The 16,928-nt window shown below is 74.1% G+C and carries 15 protein-coding genes; 6 read left to right on the top strand and 9 right to left on the bottom strand.

Annotated features, from left to right (window positions below; genetic code table 11):
• Positions 1-53: 53 nt before the first annotated feature.
• The 3 genes from O7611_RS28800 to O7611_RS28790 form a co-directional block, all read right to left on the bottom strand.
• Entirely contained in the window at positions 54-668 is a 615-nt protein-coding gene (locus tag O7611_RS28800; protein WP_135242640.1) for a TetR/AcrR family transcriptional regulator, read from the bottom strand.
• A gap of 71 nt (positions 669-739) precedes the next feature.
• Entirely contained in the window at positions 740-3,583 is a 2,844-nt protein-coding gene (locus O7611_RS28795; protein WP_269697896.1) for a hypothetical protein, read from the bottom strand.
• Complete coding sequence (locus tag O7611_RS28790) at positions 3,576-5,369, bottom strand: HSP90 family protein (RefSeq protein WP_269697895.1); 1,794 nt, start codon at positions 5,367-5,369, stop codon at positions 3,576-3,578. Before O7611_RS28790 ends, O7611_RS28795 begins: the two co-directional genes overlap by 8 nt.
• Positions 5,370-5,821: 452 nt before the next feature.
• Between O7611_RS28790 and O7611_RS28785 the strand changes: the two genes are divergently transcribed.
• The gene (locus O7611_RS28785) at positions 5,822-6,901 is read left to right on the top strand and encodes an IS110 family transposase (protein ID WP_194802082.1); all 1,080 of its coding nucleotides are present in this window, start codon (positions 5,822-5,824) and stop codon (positions 6,899-6,901) included.
• 16 nt (positions 6,902-6,917) lie between these two features.
• On the opposite strand, the gene O7611_RS28780 is transcribed toward O7611_RS28785, so the two are convergent.
• A complete protein-coding gene (locus tag O7611_RS28780; RefSeq protein WP_269697894.1) occupies positions 6,918-8,057 on the bottom strand; it encodes an FAD-dependent monooxygenase in 1,140 nt (379 codons plus the stop codon).
• Between the two features lie 91 nt (positions 8,058-8,148).
• Between O7611_RS28780 and O7611_RS28775 the strand changes: the two genes are divergently transcribed.
• From O7611_RS28775 to O7611_RS28765, 3 genes are read left to right on the top strand one after another with little or no spacing between them, the layout of a single operon-like run.
• Positions 8,149-8,748, top strand: a complete 600-nt coding sequence (locus O7611_RS28775) for a TetR/AcrR family transcriptional regulator (protein WP_194800249.1) — start codon at positions 8,149-8,151, stop codon at positions 8,746-8,748.
• A 15-nt stretch (positions 8,749-8,763) separates the two neighbouring features.
• On the top strand, positions 8,764-9,294 hold the full coding sequence (locus O7611_RS28770) for a SigE family RNA polymerase sigma factor (RefSeq protein ID WP_194800250.1): 531 nt from the start codon (positions 8,764-8,766) through the stop codon (positions 9,292-9,294).
• The gene (locus O7611_RS28765; RefSeq protein ID WP_194800251.1) at positions 9,291-10,484 is read left to right on the top strand and encodes a hypothetical protein; all 1,194 of its coding nucleotides are present in this window, start codon (positions 9,291-9,293) and stop codon (positions 10,482-10,484) included. Before O7611_RS28770 ends, O7611_RS28765 begins: the two co-directional genes overlap by 4 nt.
• A 55-nt stretch (positions 10,485-10,539) precedes the next feature.
• Here O7611_RS28765 and O7611_RS28760 read toward each other — a convergent pair whose 3' ends face one another.
• Genes O7611_RS28760 through O7611_RS28750 form a run of 3 tightly spaced genes read right to left on the bottom strand, consistent with a single transcriptional unit; the run spans position 10,540 to position 12,702 of the window.
• Complete coding sequence (locus O7611_RS28760; RefSeq protein WP_194800252.1) at positions 10,540-11,442, bottom strand: sulfurtransferase; 903 nt, start codon at positions 11,440-11,442, stop codon at positions 10,540-10,542.
• Positions 11,443-11,482: 40 nt separating this feature from the next.
• A complete protein-coding gene (locus O7611_RS28755) occupies positions 11,483-11,929 on the bottom strand; it encodes a hypothetical protein (RefSeq protein WP_194800253.1) in 447 nt (148 codons plus the stop codon).
• Positions 11,930-11,931: 2 nt separating this feature from the next.
• Positions 11,932-12,702, bottom strand: coding sequence for an SGNH/GDSL hydrolase family protein (locus tag O7611_RS28750; protein WP_194800254.1), 771 nt, complete (start codon positions 12,700-12,702; stop codon positions 11,932-11,934).
• A 253-nt stretch (positions 12,703-12,955) separates the two neighbouring features.
• On the opposite strand from O7611_RS28750, the gene O7611_RS28745 reads away from it, so the two are divergent.
• Positions 12,956-14,419, top strand: coding sequence for a hypothetical protein (locus O7611_RS28745; protein ID WP_269697893.1), 1,464 nt, complete (start codon positions 12,956-12,958; stop codon positions 14,417-14,419).
• Positions 14,420-14,437: 18 nt separating this feature from the next.
• On the top strand, positions 14,438-15,838 hold the full coding sequence (locus O7611_RS28740) for a PQQ-like beta-propeller repeat protein (protein WP_269697891.1): 1,401 nt from the start codon (positions 14,438-14,440) through the stop codon (positions 15,836-15,838).
• 14 nt (positions 15,839-15,852) lie between these two features.
• On the opposite strand, the gene O7611_RS28735 is transcribed toward O7611_RS28740, so the two are convergent.
• The gene (locus O7611_RS28735; RefSeq protein ID WP_194800257.1) at positions 15,853-16,368 is read right to left on the bottom strand and encodes a putative immunity protein; all 516 of its coding nucleotides are present in this window, start codon (positions 16,366-16,368) and stop codon (positions 15,853-15,855) included.
• Positions 16,365-16,922, bottom strand: coding sequence for a putative immunity protein (locus O7611_RS28730; RefSeq protein ID WP_194800258.1), 558 nt, complete (start codon positions 16,920-16,922; stop codon positions 16,365-16,367). The genes O7611_RS28735 and O7611_RS28730 overlap by 4 nt, the downstream gene beginning before the upstream one ends.
• Positions 16,923-16,928 lie beyond the last annotated feature (6 nt).

Genomic DNA, 16,928 nt, shown 5'->3' with positions numbered 1-16,928 from the left:
TCGACGCAAAGCCGGGGTCTCTTCTTAACACGCGTTAAGGTACGCGCGGCGTGTCAGGTCGGGTCGGTGGGCGCGAGCAGGGCCGCGAGGGTCGCGCCGCGCAGCAGTTCGGCACGGCGCCGGCGGTCCACCTCGCCGCCGAGGAACGGCGTCGAGTTCATCAGGCCGAACGCCGCGTGGGCGAGCACCCGGGCCGCGCCGTCGGGCAGGCCGGGATGCAGCGCGGTCAGCACGGTGACCCATTCCTCGACGTACATCCGCTGGAGCCGGCGGATCCGGCGGCGCGGCTCGTCCGGGAGGCGGTCCAGTTCGTGCAGGTGCAACGCGATCACCGCCGGGTTGGCGAGCGCGAAGTCGACGTGGAAGTCGATCAGCGACTCCAGCGCCGCACGCGGGTCACCCGGATGGCCGGCGGCGCGGTCCCGCCCGCCCGCGAGCAACCCCTCGCTCACCGGGATCAATGCGGCGGCGAGCATCGCCTCCTTGCCGGCGAAGTGGTGGTAGAGCGCCGGACCGGTGACACCGGCCGCCGCGCCGATGTCGTCCATCGACACACCGTGGTAGCCGCGCGCCGCGAAGAGGCCGACCGCGATCTCCAGGATCTCGTCCCGCCGGGACCGGCGCCGGGCCGCACCCGCCGCACCCCGTGCCTGCTGTTCCACCGCCACCGGACCAGCCTAGACCTCGCGTTCGAGCTGGGGCAGCCGCGGTTACCCAACGGTTGCCCCAGCCCGTCGTGTCAGTCCTCCTCGATGCCGTGGTCGGCGCGCACCTTCGCCGCCTCGGCCTCCCGGCCCTGCTCGTCGAGCGCGCGGGCCAGCAGCCAGGCGGCCTGCGTGGCCGGGCGGGAACCGGTGGGCAGCCCGGCGAGGACCGGGCGCAGCAGCCCTTCGGCCTGCTCCGGCCGCCCGTCGCGCAGCAGCAGCTCGCCGGTCAGCACTTCGACCTGCGCCGCCTCGCCGAACGCCTCGATCGACCGCAGGCGCTCCGGGACGCCGTCGACCCGGTCCAGCGCGGCGGTCAGCCGGTCCTCGCCGATCAGCACCCGGGCCACCGCGTCGGCGGCCATCGCCCGCTCGTACGTCACCACCGGCGCCTCGTCTGCTTCGGCCGGGAGCACGGCCGCCGCCTCGTCCACCCGCTCGATCGCGGCGACCGCGGCCGGCAGGTCGCCGGACCAGTGCAGGGCGAGCAGTTCCCGCCGCCGGGCCCGCAGCTCGTCCACCTGGAAACCGGCCAGCCGCCAGGCGGTCGCCGCCGCCGCGAACCGCTGCGCGGCGAGGGCGTCCCGGTCGGCGTCGTAGAGCAGGCCACCGGACTCCTCCAGCACCTGCGCCCGGTGCGGGAGATTGTCCGGCCCGTCCAGGTTCTCGGCCAGCGTGTCGAGCACCGTGAGGGCCAGATCCGTCTCGCCGAGACCGGCGTAGATGCCCGCCAGCATGTGCCGGCAGCGGTCCGCCTCGGCCTGCGCGCCCGCCCGGTCGAGCCCGAGCACCGCCTCCTCGGCCACCTCGGCGGCCTCGGCCAGCCGCCCGGCCACCCGGTACGCCTCGGCCAGCTCCCAGCGCAGCAGCGCGTCGCCGTCCAGCCCCTGTTCGACGCAGAGGGTGACCGCCTCGGCCATATCCTCCACCGCCTCGCCGGCCCGGTCGGCGGCCATCAGCGCCCGGCCCCGGGTCACCCGCAGCGGCAGGTACGCGCCGGCCGGTGCGACGGACAGCGCCTCGTCGCAGGCGGCCACCGCCTCGGCCGGGTCGTCGGTGGAGCGGGCGTACGCCAGGCAGGCGCCGGTGAGCATCTCGGCGTCGCCCAGCTCACTCGCCAGCCGGCGGGACCGCACCGCCGCGTCCCGGAACTCCTCGGCCCGCTCCAACTGCTCCAGCACGTGCGTGCGGTGCAGCGCGACCCGTCCGGCCAGCCACGGATCGGCGTCCGCCTCCGCCTCGGCCCGGTCGAGCGCGTCGAGCGCCTCCGCCCACTCCTCGCGGTGCACGTGGGCCAGGGCGAGCCGGTCCCAACCGGCGGCCCGGTCACGCGGCTCACCGTGCTCGGTCAGGTATCCGGCCGACTCGCGGGCCAGGGTCATCCCCTCGTCCGCGCTCTCCTCGACCATGCTGAGCAGCACACCGAGCCGCCCGGCCACCACCTGGGCGCGCAGCGGATCCGGCACCTCCCGCCAGGCGGCCAGCGCCTCCCGGTTGACAGCGATCGCCGCCGGTACGCCGTCGTCGTCCTGGGACAGCTCACCGGCCCGCAGCTCCAGCCGCCAGGCCCGGGTGGTCGCCGGCACGTCGGCGTCACCGAACCGCTCGTCGTACGCGCGCAACGCGGCGACCAGGCCGTCCCGGCGGTTGGTGCGCCAGCACTCCTCGGCCAGCGCGAGCAGCTCGTCGGCACCGGCGTCGGCGGGCACCGTCACCGGCTGCGGAGAGGCCACCGGCGCGTCCGAGCCGGTACGCGGCGCGGGCACCGCCGGGCGGCGCAGGCTCGCCGACAGCGGCAGGTGCTCACCGACCGGCCCGGCCGCCAGCTTGCGGGCGATCAACCCGGACTGGTGCGTGGTGCCGTTGCGCGCGTCGAAGCGCTCGGCCAGCGCGGTCGCCGTACCGGCCAGCTCGTCGGCGAGCGCGCCCACCGGTACGTCGGCGGCCGGCCGCTCGCCGGAGGCGCGGCGGTGCACGGTCAGCTCGGCCGGCACCTGGCGCAGCGCCGCCGAGGCGGCGGCCGCGAAGTGCATCGCGGCAGCAGGGGTGGGTGCCCGGTCCAGCCAGTCCAGGTGCCGCTCGACCAGTTCCAGCGCCCGCGCCTCGTTGCCGGTCACGGTGCAGAACTCGACGTGGTCGGCGATGTCCCACAGGTCGGCGAGGTGCCCGCGCACCCGCCGGTACGCCTCCCGGTGCGCGTCCCGCGCCGCGTCGGTACGGCCGGTCTCACGGTAGGGCGTGAGCAGCGCGGTGAGGATCCCCTGCGGCTGCTCGCTACAGGTGAGGCGCCCGGCGAGCACCGGCTCGGCGAGTGCCACCGCCTCCTCGTGCCGGCCGTGCCGCACCAGGTGCGCGACCTGCGTGGTCGGGTCGCAGCCGGCGCAGTCGGAGAGCGTGTCGCGCGGGGTGGTCATCCACTTGCGGTACCACTGCTCGGCCGCCTCCTCGTCGCCCAGGTGCGCGGCCACCAGGTAGCGGTGCTTGTAGACGGCCTGGAGCGAGTGCCCGGAGTCGCGGTAGCGCCGTTCCATGTCGTCGAGGACCGCGTACGTCCGGTCCAGCGGCAGCTCCGGGAACTTCACCATCGCGTTGACCATGTACTTGAAGAACCAGAGCAGCTGGTGCGTGTAGCGCTGGTGGTAGGGCTGCGGATCCTTGTCGTACTCGGCCAGGCACCAGGAGAACGTGACGAAGGACTTCGCCGGTTCGCCGCCGTAGACGTACGCGGTGGTGCCGGTGACCCGGGCGGCGAAGGCGAGGTGCCTGTCGTCGCCCGCGTCGGCGCGGCGCAGCAGTTGTTCCAGCGCGGCGATCTGCCCCGGGCCGTACGGCATGGATTCGATCTCGTGGTGCATCCGCCAGAGGTCGTCGTCAGTCACGGGTCTCTCCCGGTACGGCCCGGCCGAGCAGGCCGAGGAAGGAACTGTTCAGCAGTGCGGCGTCGGCCGCCCGGATCGGGTGGTGCCCGAGCAGCAGGGCCTGCCCGTAGAGCGCCTCGACGGCCAGCCCGACCAGCTCCGGGTCGGCGAGCGTGGTGACCCGGCGGACCAGCGGGTTGCGGTGGTTGAGCACGAGTTGCGGGCGGTCCGGCGGGGCGGAGGCGGCGAGCGCGTCGAGCACGCCGCCCCACAGCTCGTCGGCCTTGTCCCGGCTGGCGGCGAGCTGGTCGTGGAACGCGGCCGAGCGGGACACCAGGTAGAGCGCCGGCAGCGAGACCGGATCGTACGCGCGGATCACGACCTCGCAGCCGAGCCGTTCCAGGGCCCGCTGCGCGGCGGTGAGGAACGGCCGCAGGGCCAGCTCGGTCGCCGGGTCGAGGATCTCGAACCGGGTGGTCAGGTCGCTCGGCTCCAGCCGCTCGATCAGCACCGAGCGGTCCACTGCGGGCAGTCGCTCGATCAGCTCGGTGTCGTACGTGTAGCCGCCGTTGACGACTGCCAGTTCCTGCGCGGCGGCGACGGCGGCGAGCTGGCGGAACTCGTCCAGGCTGGCGGCGTACCGGAGCACGCCGTGCCGCTGCCGGAACTCGGCGAGCGTCATCGTGCCGACGTTGGTGTCCATCGGCCACCACTGGTCGACCAGGCGCAGCATCTCGTCGTCGTGCATCGCGAGCGCCTTGACGCCGAGGTGGTGCACCTGGAGGAACTCGCCGAGCCGGCGCGGGTCGTGCTTGGCGAGCCGGACCAGCCAGCCGCGGATCTGGTCGCCGAGCGCGTCCCGGACGGAGGTGAGCAGCGTGTCCTCGTAGAGCGCCTCGCGGCTGGCGGTGGGGCGCAGCTCACTGGCGTCGACCACGCAGTGGGCGAAGAAGGCCCACTCGGGCAGCAGCCCGTCGGCGTGCTCGCTGAGCAGCATCCGCTTGAGGTAGACCCGGTGCCCGGCCCGGGCCGCCGGGTTCACCGCGGCGGGCAGGATGAACGCGACGCCGGTCAGGCCGGCCTCGGGCACGGACAGCGGCACCACGTCGAACGGGGCGAATCCGAGCAGTTCCTGCGCGTACCGCTGGAGGGCGGCCCGGTCGACGGGCGCCCCGGGCGTGGTCGGCCACGGCGGCGGGCCGGACGTGGTCGGCGTGTCACCGACCCGGACGTCGACCGGCAGCAGGCTGCCGTACAGGCGAGCCAGTTCGGTGACTGTGGGTACGCCGAGCCACTGGTCGGCGTCGCGCCGGGGCACCAGCGTGACTGTGGTGCCGGGCTCGTCGCGGGCCTGGTCCGGCTCGGCGAGCCGGACCGCGTACCGCCCGTCGGACCAGCCCGTCCAGAGCACTGTGGGCTCGTCGGCGTGCCGGGTGACCACCCGGATCTCGTCCGCGACCAGGAAGCAGGAGAGCAGGCCGATGCCGAACTGGCCGAGGAACTCGTGCCGGGAGAAGCCCAGCTCGTCGCGCTTGGAGCTGCGGCCGATGGTGGCGAGCAGCTCGTGCACCTGCGCCTCGGTCAGGCCGATGCCGGTGTCGTGCACGCGGAGCGTCCCGTCGCCGGTCAGCTCCGGCGGTTCGATGCGGACCCGCGCCGGGGCCTTCGGGTCGGCGGACCGCCGCGCGGTGATCGCGTCGACGGCGTTCTGGAGCAGCTCGCGCACGTAGACCCGCGGGCTGCCGTAGAGGTGATGACTGAGCAGGTCGACCACGCCACGGAGGTCCACCTGGAAGGTGCGGTCCAATCGCGCTCCCGGTTCGGATTTTCGGCGCTCACCGTACCGGTCAGCGCCGACAGTGTCCGTCCCGTTCCATCCCTCCCCCTTCCGCCCACCTCCTCGTCGATCTTGCACTTCCCGCCCGGACGAAAACGCACAAAGTGGACCCCTCAGGGACCGCAACTGCAAGACGCTTCTATGTGTGTGGTGATCGGTTCGGCTGGTTGCCGTTAGGGTTCGGCGTTGGTGATCACTCGGGTGACTCTCCGTTGATCCGGCTGCCCGTGGTGTGGGTGTGCCTTGTGCAAGACCTGTCCCCGGGTGATCGTCGGCGCCGGCCCGGCCCACCCTGCTGGCCTGATCAGAAGCCTGCCCGTGCGAGCACACGTGGCCCATCACAGATCTGCCGCCGAGGTGACTGCTTCCCGAGCCGACGCCGACTGTCCCGGTCGTCGCTGGCAAAGGAGCAACAATCCGAGATGACAAGGATCGTAGAGCGAGTCGCGGATCGCTACGACGTGGTGGTAGGGGTCGACACCCACACCGACACGCACACCGCCGCCGTGGTCGACCGTCTCGGCGCCGTGTTGGCGCAGGTCACCGTGCCCACCGACCCGGACGGGTTGGCCCGGTTGCTGACCTTCGCCGTCGCGCACACCCCACCGCAGGGGCGCCGGTTGTGGGCGGTGGAAGGCACCCGATCGCACGGGCAAGGGCTGTGCCGGGTGCTGGACGCTGCCGGTGAAGCGGTCTGCGAGGCACCCAAACCCCCCGCCGCGTCCCGTCGTCGGGGCGGCAAGTCCGACCACCTGGATGCGGTCGCCGCCGCCCATACGGTGCTTGCCCTGCCCGCTGAGCGCATCGCCGTGCCCCGAAGCGACGGACCACGCGAGGCACTGCGTCTGCTGCTGATCTGCCGCCGACACCACACCGATGCCCGCACCGCAGCAGTCAACCTGGTCAAAGCGTTGATCCTGACCGCCGACGACACCCTGCGCGAGGCGCTACGCGGACTATCCACCACCACCCAGATCGCCCGCCTGGCCGCCCTCGACCTACCCGAGCACACCGACCTGCCCTGCGAGGAACACACCCGCCGCCGCGAACTGACCACCCTCGCCCGGCACATCCAGACCCTCGACGCCACCCTCGCCGACAACCACCAACGCCTACGCACCCTCGTCACCGAACTGTGCCCACCCCTGCTCGACCAACCCGGCATCGGACCCGTCACCGCCGCGATCGCCCTCACCGCCTGGTCCCACCCCGGCCGCGTCCGATCAGAAGCCGCCTACGCCACCCTCGCCGGCACCGCCCCCATCCCCGTGGCCAGCGGCCGCACCAACCGACACCGCCTCAACCGCGGCGGCGACAGAACCCTCAACAGCGCCCTACACACCATCGCCCTCACCCGCCGCCGCATCCACCCCGAAACCCGCGACTACATCACCCGCCGCCGCACCGAAGGCCGCACCACCAAAGAAATCACCCGCTGCCTCAAGCGCTACATCGCCCGACAGATCTACCGCACCATCACCAACCACCACCGCACCACTTGACAACCCCACTCACAGATCAGCGGGGTGGTGGCTCGAAGCCCGCGAGGCGGGTGGCGATTTGGCGTCGGGCCGGGGGGACTGTGGAGACCAGGCGGAGCAGGAGGTTTCTCAGCGGGCGGAGGGGCGGTGGGGCGGCGGCCAGGCGGGTCAGGCCGGCGGCGAAGCCGAGCACCTCCTCGGCGCGGGGGCGGCGGTCGGCGGCGTACCCGTCGAGAGCCTGCCCGCCCGCGGCGAGCGCGTCGCCGAGCGCGACCGCGTCCCGCAGGCCGAGGTTCATCCCCTGCCCACCGGCCGGACTGTGCACGTGCGCGGCGTCCCCGGCGAGCAGCACCGGCCCGGACCGGTAGGTGCTCGCGATCCGGTGGTGGATCCGGAACCGCGACGACCAGGCCATGCCGGTGACCCGGTCCGGCCGGCGCGCCGGGCCGCGCTCGTCGAGCAGCGCCTGGAAGTGGTGCGCCTGCGGGTCGCGCGGTGCGTCGTCCACTGTGGCGACCAGCCGGACCGTGCCGTCGGGCAGTGGCGCCCAGACCAGCGGGCCCCGGCGGGAGAGGAAGAGGCTCACCTGGTCGCGCGGGAGCGCGCTGTCCACGTGGACGTCGGCGAGCAGGAACGACTCACCGGGGTCGGCCGGGCCGCCGAAACCGATGCCGGCGAGTTCGCGGACCCGGCTGTGCATCCCGTCCGCGCCGACGACCCAGCGCGCCCGGACCGCGCGGTCGCCGTCGAAGCGCGCGACGGCGCCGTCGCCGTCGAGGTCCAGGCCGGTCATCTCGTACGGCCGCAGCACGCGCCCGCCGAGCGCGGCGAGCCGGTCGGTGAGTACCGCCTCGGTGTCGGCCTGCGAGATCAGCAGCGCGTACTGGTAACGCGACGGCAACCTGTCGAACGGGACGGTGACCAGCACCCGGTCCCGGTCGCGGACGCTGAACCGGGCCGAGCGCAGCCCGCGGGCGGCCAGCGGGTCGGCGACCCCGATCCGGTCGAGCACCTCGAGGGTGCCGGCGTGCACGACGGCGGCGCGCGACGTGACGGGCGGCTCGGCGAGCCGGTCGACAACCGTCGCGGCGATCCCGTGCCCGGCCAGTGTCACCGCCACCGCCAGGCCGGTCGGCCCGGCTCCCACCACGAGGACATCGGTGCGTTCGGGCAGCATCGCTTCCACCTCCGGGTTCGGTCAACAACTGTTTGCCAACGCGTGTTGACTTCACTGTAGAGCCGATGTCAACACATGTTGGCCTACAGTCGTGGACGTGACCGAACCCGCCACCCGCACCCGCCGCTCGGACGCCACCCGGGCGGCCATCCTGCGCGCCGCCCGGGAACGCTTCGCCGCCGACGGCTACGACCGGGCCACCATCCGGGCCATCGCCGCCGACGCCCGCATCGACCCGTCGATGGTGATGCGCTACTACGGCAGCAAGGAGGGGCTGTTCGCGGCGGCGGCCGAGTTCGACCTGCGCCTGCCCGACCTGGCCGAGGTGCCGCCGGACCGGCTCGGCGAGACACTGACCCGGCACTTCGTCCGCCGCTGGGAGGCGGACGGGACACTCGTCGCCCTGCTCCGGGCCGCCGCCACCAACCCCGGCGCGGCCGAACGGATGCGCGGCATCTTCGCCGGCCAGCTCGCCACCGCGGTGGCCCGGTCCGGTGCCGACCCGGCGACCGCCGACCGCCGGGCCGGTCTGGTGGCCAGCCAGATCCTCGGTCTCGCGCTCACCCGGTACGTCGTCCGGCTGCCACCGGTGGCAGACCTCGACCCCGAGGAACTGGCCGACTGGGTCGGCCCGACGATTCAGCGCTACCTGACCCAACCTTTGCCCCCGTCCCGCGCGTCTGGCCGGTGACGGAGGAGGAGCCGGATGGGGCGGAACGCGGACGACGGGCGGGCGGACTACCTCGCCTTCGTCGAGTCGCACCAGCACCGGCTGCTGCGCGCCGCGTACCTGATCTGCGGGAACCGCCACCAGGCCGAGGACCTGCTCCAGGACGCGCTGCTCAAGCTGGCGCTGCGCTGGCCGTCGGTGCGCGACGGCGACCCGGCCGCGTACGTGCGCGCCATCCTCTACCGCGACGCCGTCTCCTGGTGGCGACGGCGGCGACGCGAGTGGCTCAGTGCGTACCCACCGGACCGGCCGGGCAGTGACGCCGACGCCGCGCTGCGGCTCACCGTGCGCGCGGCGCTGGACCGGCTGCCACCACGCCAGCGGGCCGTGGTGGTCCTGCGCTACTTCGAGGACCTGACCGAGGTCGCCACCGCCGAGGCGCTCGGCGTCACCGTCGGCACCGTCAAGAGCCAGTGCCACGACGCGCTGCGCAAGCTGCGCGATGTCGTACCCGCCCCCGGCACGTCCGGAGACGGCCTGGTGACCGGGATGGAGGCGAACCCGTGAACGAACCCGAGCTGACCCGGCTGCTGACCCGGGCCGCCGAGGAGATCCGCCCGACCCGGCCGGCCGAGGCCGGATGGGACCGGGCCGGGCGGGTCCGCCGCGCCCGCCGGGCCGCCGGTGCAGCAGCCGTCGCCGTGCTCCTGCTCGGCGGCGGTACGACGGCACTGCTGCACCGCTCCGGCCCGCCCCCTGCGGCACCGCCCCGCCCGACTGTGACGTCGGCGCCGAGCGCCCCGGTGGTGCAGCGGCCCCCGGACCGGCTCGGACAGGCGGGCGACCCGCTGGGCCGGCTCGGCGACCGGGTCGCCTACCGCCTCTCCGACCGGCCGGTGAGCCGGGCGCTGGCGCTGTACCAGCCGGTCGACCCGGAGACCGGCGACGCCGGCCCGGTCCGGGTGCTGGGTGACGACGGTATGGTCCGCGAACTCGACGTGGTGACGCTCGCGCCCACCCGCGACGCCGAGGGCAACGAGGCCACTCCGCTCAAGCCGGGCAGCCTGTCGCCGGACGGCCGGACCGCCGCGTTCGCGCAGACCGGTGAGGTCGTCGTGGTCGGCCTGACCGACGGCGCGGTCCGCCGCTATCCGCTCACCGGCCACCTGGAACACGTGGTCTGGGCCGGGGACCGGCTGCTGGTCGGGGACAACGACACCACGTACGAGCTGGACCGGCGCACCGGGGAGACGCGGAAGCTCCCGGTCGACCCGTGGACGCTCGTCGTGCCCGAGCCGGCCCGGCCCGGTGATCTGTTCACAGTGGGCGGCTGGTCCGGGGACGGCGGTCTGGCCGTACGCCGGTTCCCCGCCTCCGGTGGCGCGCCGGAGCGACGGCCGGTGACCACCGGGGAGCTTCCCTCCGGTTACCAGCTGAACGAGGTCTACGGGCGGGGCTGGCAGCGCGGCGACCGGATCGGCCAGGCCGGGTGGACCACCACCGCAGGTGCCGCCGGCACGATGAGCGGCGCCGAGGGCGTGGCGGTCCTGGACGCCCGCACCGGGGCGGTGACCCGCCTGCTCGACCTGGGACGCGAGGGCCGGGCCAAGGGGTGCTGCGAGGTGTACGCCTGGACCACCGACGGTGACCTGCTGTTCCGCTACGACGCCGGGCTGGCCCGGTGGCGTCCGGAGACCGGCGCCGTCGACTGGGTGGCGAGCAACGTCCCCGGCCGGCTGTCGATAGCCGCCCGCTGACCGGCCTGGAACGCGGCCGGCCCCGCCGCGGTGACGGCGGGACCGGCCGGGACGTTCAGCGGGTCAGGCCGCCGGGCTGGTCGCCCTTCACGACGGGCGCCCGGACCAGGTTGCCCCACTCGGTCCACGAGCCGTCGTAGTTGCGCACCTGCGGGAACCCGAGCAGGTGGTGGAGCACGAACCAGGTGTGGCTGGACCGCTCACCGATCCGGCAGTACGCCACCACGTCGTCGGACGGGCTCAGCCCGAGCTGGTCGGCGTAGATGGCGCGCAGTTCGTCGGCGGACTTGAACGTGCCGTCGTCGTTCGCGGCGGACTTCCACGGCTTGCTCACCGCGCCCGGGATGTGCCCGCCGCGCAGCGCGCCCTCCTGCGGGTAGTCCGGCATGTGCAGCATCTCGCCGGTGTACTCGCCGGGCGACCGCACGTCCACCAGCGGACGGCCGGCCGCCACGTGCGCCATGACCTGCTCCCGGTACGCCCGGATCGGCGCGTCGTTGCGCTCCGGCACCGGGTACGAGGCGCGGGGCCGGCTCACCTTGTCCCGGGTCAGCTCGCGCCCCTCGGCGATCCACTTCTGCCGGCCGCCGTCGAGCAGCCGTACGTCCTGGTGACCGAAGAGGGAGAAGACCCAGAGGGCGTACGCGGCCCACCAGTTGAAGTTGTCGCCGTAGAAGACGACCGTGTCGTCCCGCCCGATGCCCTTTGCGGCGCACAGCTCGGCGAAGCTCGCGGCGTCCAGGTAGTCGCGGGTGACCTGGTCGTTGAGTTCGGTGTGCCAGTCGACCTTGACGGCGCCGGGGATGTGGCCGGTGTCGTAGAGGAGCACGTCCTCGTCGGACTCGACCACCACGAGCCCTTCGTCGCCCAGGTGCTCGGCCAGCCACTCGGTGGTGACCAGGCGCTGCGGGTCGGCGTACGACTGGAGGCGGGGATGCGGATCGCTCGGCACAGGCATGATCCCCAAGGTACGCCGGATCCGCGGAGCGCGGTGCCGGTCAGGCGCGGCGGTGCACCAGGCGGCCGGCGACCACAGTCGCCAGGCAGGACCCGTCCGCGTCGAACACGGCGAGGTCGGCGCGCCCGCCGGTCACGAGCGCGGGCGGCCGGGCAGCGGGCAGCACCGACACCTCGTTGCGGGCCGCGGCAGCCCGCAACGCCGGATCGGTGACGTGTTCGTCGAGCACGGCGGCCACACCGAGCCGGAACAGCGCGTGCACCCGCTCGCGGGGCGTGGGCGCCGCTGGTAGCGGTCCGTCGTGCACCAGCGCCGGCCCGAGCGTGCCGGCCCACCGCCGCACCCGCACCCGGGGGTACGCGCCGGACAGCTCGGCCGTGGGCACGATCGCCTCGACCCGGTCACCGGCGATCACGACGGCGAGCCCGGCGCGGGGTGGGTCGCCGGGTGTCAGCCGCAGCAGGTCGGCGGCGTGGACGGTACGCACGCTCAGTCGCGCTCGACCGGCCCGAGCACCGGCCGTTTCGCAGTGATGAAGTCGCCGGAGGACCGCCCGGTCAGCCGGCGCCTGATCCACGGCGCCAGGTGCTTGCCGGCCCAGCGCAGGTCGGCGGCGCGCGCGGCGAGCCACGGGCTGGGCGCCGGGTGCGGCGGCACCAGCAGCCACTCCTCGTCGCAGCCGACGCCGAGCGCGGTGAGCACCTGCGCGGCGACCCGGCGGTGCCCCTCCGCCGACAGGTGGATCCGGTCGGTGCTCCAGAGCAGCGGGTTGAGGTAGGTGTCGTCGGCGTACAGGTCGACCAGGATCGCGCCGTGCCGCTCGGCCACCTCGCCGACGACCCGGTTGAGCAGCGTCACGCGCGGGGCCATCAGCCGCTGGCCGGGCAGCCGGGACATCACGTCGGCGAACCGGAACAGGATCACGTCGCTGCCGCCGGACCGCAGCCGCTGCACGACCGCGTCGAAGCGGGGGACGAACGCGTCCGGGTCGAAGCTGCGGCGCAGCACGTCGTTGCCACCGGCCGCGAAGCTGATCAGGTCGGGCTTCATGGCCAGCGCGGACGGCACCTGCTCGGCCACCACGTTGGGGAACAGCCGGCCGCGGATGGCCAGGTTGGCGTAACCGAAGTCGGGCCCGGCCTCGGCGGCGAGGCGGGTGGCGACCAGATCGGCCCAGCCCCGGTAGCTGCCGTCCGGATACGCGTCGTCCATGCCCTCGGTGAAGCTGTCGCCCACCGCCACGTAGCTGCGCCAGCGCACGGCGCCTCCCTCAGACGTCCCGGCAGAAGTGCGTCGCACAGTCTGTCACCGCGCGGGCCGGTCCCGCTGGCCCTGAACCCCGGACGTGGCGGATGTCTCGACGTCCTGTTCACGACAGCCACCCGAGGGGACAAATCCACCGGACACGACCGGCGGGGCAGAATCCGTCGCCCGGACCGGGGATGATGTCTGCCGTCATCCGGCCGGGCGAACCGTCCGGCCGGTCCCGCACCCGGCACGAGCGAGGAACCACATGACGCAGGGGCACCCACCGCCCGGCCACGCCGACCCCCGGTACGGCGTGTCGCCGCCCGCGCAGCCGGTGCCGTGGGCGCCGCCGCCCCCGGCGCCGAAGTCCCGCCGTGGGCTCTGGATCGGGCTCGCGGCGGGTGCACTCGCGCTGGCGGTCTGCGCCGGCACGGCGGTCGGCGTCGGGCTGGGCCTGCGCGGCAACGACGAGGACGCCCCCGCGCCGAAGGCGGCAGCCGGCGCGAACGGCGTCACCGTCACGAACGCCGAGTTGGCCGGACTGCTCGACCGGCACAGCAAGGCGCTCGCGGCCAAGGATCTGGACGGCTACCTGGCCGCGTTCGATCCGGCCCGCAAGGATCTGATCGCCGGGCAGACCCAGCTCTTCCGCAACCTCATGAAGTTGCCGCTGTCGGTGGCCCGCTACGAGACGGTCGAGCAGCAGGGCCGCGTGAGCGACGCCTTCGGGCAGGGCGTCACGTTCCAGCTCGACGTCTCGTTCGTGCACCAGTTGGACGGCTTCGACCGGGCCCCGGTCTCCGAGTGGTACCGGTGGACGATCGTCCGCGCCGGCAAGGACGCGCCGATCCGGGTCGTCGCTGTGACCGGAGCGCCGGCCGGTGGCAACGGCGACTCGAAGACCGTCTACTACCCCGGGCCGTGGGACAAGTGGCGGGACATCCACGTCGAGCGGACCCCGTACGCCCTGATCATCACCGACGCGGCCCGGGGCGACCTGGCGAGGCGGTACGCCCCGGCCGTCGACAAGGCGGTGACGAGCAACCTGGCCGTGTGGCGGGCCAACGCGCCGCCCGAGCCGATGACGGACAAGTTCGTCGTCACGCTCGCCGACGGCAAGGACGAGATGATCTCGCTCTACCGGATCGGCACCGAGAAGGCCACCGAGGCGGGCATCTCGCTGGGCATGGTCGCGGCCGAGCGGAAGGACGGCAAGGCCACGATCGGCGGCACCCGCATCGTGGTGGACACCAGCGACAGTTACTTCACCCGCTCCGGCGGGGACAACGACGCCCGCATGGTGTTGCGTCACGAGATCGCGCACTCCCTGATGACGCCCCGCACCGACCTGACCGCTGTGGACGAGTTCAGCAAGCTCGACGAGTGGGTGGTCGAGGGCTTCGCCGAGTACGTCGCCTTCCACGGCCGCCCGCTCGGTGCCAGCGAACGCACCGCGCAGGCCCGGAAGCTGGTCCGCGACGGGTGGAACGGCACGCTGCCCGGCAACGGCGACTGGGACGACCCCGGCCGGCTGAGCTTCCACTACTGGCTCGGGCACGCCGCGATGAACCACCTCGCCGAGAAGCACGGTGAGCCGAAACTGTTCCGCTTCGTCGAGGCCGTCTACGCCGGCACCCCGACCGACCGCGCCGCCCGGGACGTGCTGGGCGTGTCGCTCGACGAGTTCCAGGCCGGCTGGGCCGACTACGTCCGCGCGCAGGCGCGCTGACGGGAACGGAGACGACCGATGACGTACCAGCATCAGCACCAGCAGCCGCCCGCGTACCCACCGGCGGGCCGGCCGGGTGCGGCCGGTGCGCCGCCGGTGGCGCCGAAGCGGCGCGGACGCGTGGCGTTGCTGGTCGCCGGTGGCCTGGTGGCGGTGCTCGCGGTCGCGGCCGGCACCGCCTACGGCGTGTCCCGGCTGGTCGGCGGCGGTGACGACGGGAAGAAGCTGCGTACCGCGTGGGTGCTCGACTTCCCGGAACTCCAGCGCAACGGGCTGAAGACGTACGACGGGCAGGACATGTTCGGCGCCTGGCTGATCGGCGACGCGGTGGTGCGGGCGCAGCCGGACGGCGTCATCGCCTACCGGCTCGGCGACGGCGGCCAGGCGTGGGGCGTGCCCGCGCCGCAGGCGTCCTCGCTGTGCGCGGCCGCGCAGACGCTCGCCGAGGGGCGGGGCGTGGTGGCGCTCGGTTCCGCCGACTCGTGCGACACGCTCGTCGGGTTCGACGCTGCCGGGGGCACGCAGACGTGGCGGGCGACGTTCCCCGTCGAACGCCGGACGGGCCGCTCCGAGATCGTCGCCCCGGACCTGTCGGTGACCGCCGGGCAGGTGGTCGTCCGCAGTGGCGAGAGCGTGCTCGGCTACGCGCTGGCCGACGGCAAGCGGCTGTGGCAGACCGACGCGGACCGCCTGCTGCCCGGCCGGGACTGCCGTCTGACCCAGGCGCAGGCCGCCGGGGACCAGGCGGTGGTCACCGCGCGTTGCGACGGCGACCAAGGCGCGCTGCTCGGCCTGGACCCGTCCACCGGCAAGCCGCGCTGGCAGCAGAAACTGCCCGCCGCGCAGCAGAGCGCCGGGGTGCTGAGCGTCGACCCGCTGGTCAGCCTGCCCGGCCTCGTCAGCGAGACGTTCGTCGCGCGCGACGCCGCCGGCAAGGCGCGGGCCACGTTCGGCAACCCCGTCGACGGTACGCGGTTCAGCGACCTTCCGATCAACCGCTCCAACACGGTGAGCGGGCCGGAGGTCCGGCCGTACCTGGCCGACGCGGACACGCTGTACCTGCCCACCGAGTCCGCTCCGGTCGGCGACAAGATGCGCCAGGCCAACCAGGTGGTGGCGATCGACCTGACCACCGGGAAGCGGCGTTGGGTGTCGTCCGGGCACACCGACAGCGAGGTGGAACTCGTGCGCCTCGACGAGCAGGGCGTGCTGGCGTGGGAGGTGGGCGACCGGCGTGACCTCGCCCCGCGGCTGGTCCGGATCGACCCGGCCACCGGAAAGGTGAGCGTGGTGGCCGAGGCGCCGCTGTCGGCCGGCACCGAGGGCAGCGACGCGAAGGTGCTGGAACGCGACGGCACTGTGGTGCTGGTGCCGTGGAAGCAGGTCACGGCGGACGCGGCGATCACCGTGCTGCGCTGACCGGCGCAGCGGCGTCAGCAGTCGAAGACCGACCAGCAGATGTCGTTGCGCAGCCGCTGGTCGTCCAGGACCAGCTCGCGGATCTCGGCCGGGAGCTGGTCGCGCTGCCACCGGCACTCGGCCCGCCCGGCCGCCTCGGCGAGACCGGCGGGCGCCGCCGCGCGTACCGCCTTGATCGCGTACGCGGCGGCGCCGAGTTCGTGGGCGGCCACGTGGGCCACGACGGCGGCCTGACCGGCGGCGTACGCGGCGTCGCGGGCCGCGCCGCGCAGGTCCCGGGCCGCGCCCATGGCGTGCCCACCCGCCGCACGCGCCTCCATCATCCTGACCTCGCCCCGCACCCAGGCGCGGGCGTGCTCGATCGCCTCGCGTGGGCGGCTGTCGTCCGGCCGGACCGCCTCGAACAGGCCGAGGACGTGCTCCGCGCAGGTGGCGGCCCAGAGCGCCAGCAGGTGGTGGTGCTCGTCGGTGAGCGTGCCGCCCCGGCGGATCGTGGTGAACCGGGGATCGCGGACCTTCGGCAGGATCACGACGCGGCCTCCGGCCCGGCGGCGCCCTGGCGCAGGTCGTGGTCCAGTTTGCTCATCAGCCGGGCGACCCGGCTGCCACCGCCGGTCAGCTGCGGATAGCGGCGCAGCACGTCGACGAGCACGGGGGTGGCGAGGCGCCGGTACCCGTCCAGCGCCGCCGTGCCCACGGTCTCGTCGCCGCCGGCCTCCAGTTCGGCGACACGCGCGGCGTTGGCGGCGGCCCGCAGGATGTGGCCGACCTGGGTGGCCTTCGCGATCGGGTGCAGGTACGCGGCCGCCGCGGCGTCACCGGCGGCCCGGGCGGCCAGGCGGGCGGCCTCGGTGGGCGCGGACCGGGCGGCCCGGTGCGCGTCGAGGGACGTGACCCGCTGGAGTCTCGTCCGGGCGGCACCGCGCGCGAACGTCCAGGCCGCGTCGACAGCCGCGCGGGGACGCGGGTCATCGGGGACCGCCCGCTCGTAGACCGGGAGGACGTCCTCCGCGTGGCGGACCGCGTACCGCGCCACCTCGCGCAACTCGTCCATCGTCAGGTCGAAGTCCCCGGGCGCAGTCATGTCGCG

Origin of the sequence: Micromonospora sp. WMMC273 (assembly GCF_027460285.1) — a bacterium.
Classification (GTDB): Bacteria; Actinomycetota; Actinomycetes; order Mycobacteriales; family Micromonosporaceae; genus Micromonospora; species Micromonospora aurantiaca.
The sequence above is the reverse complement of the archived record's forward strand: the minus strand, read 5'-3'. Positions and strand labels throughout refer to the sequence as shown.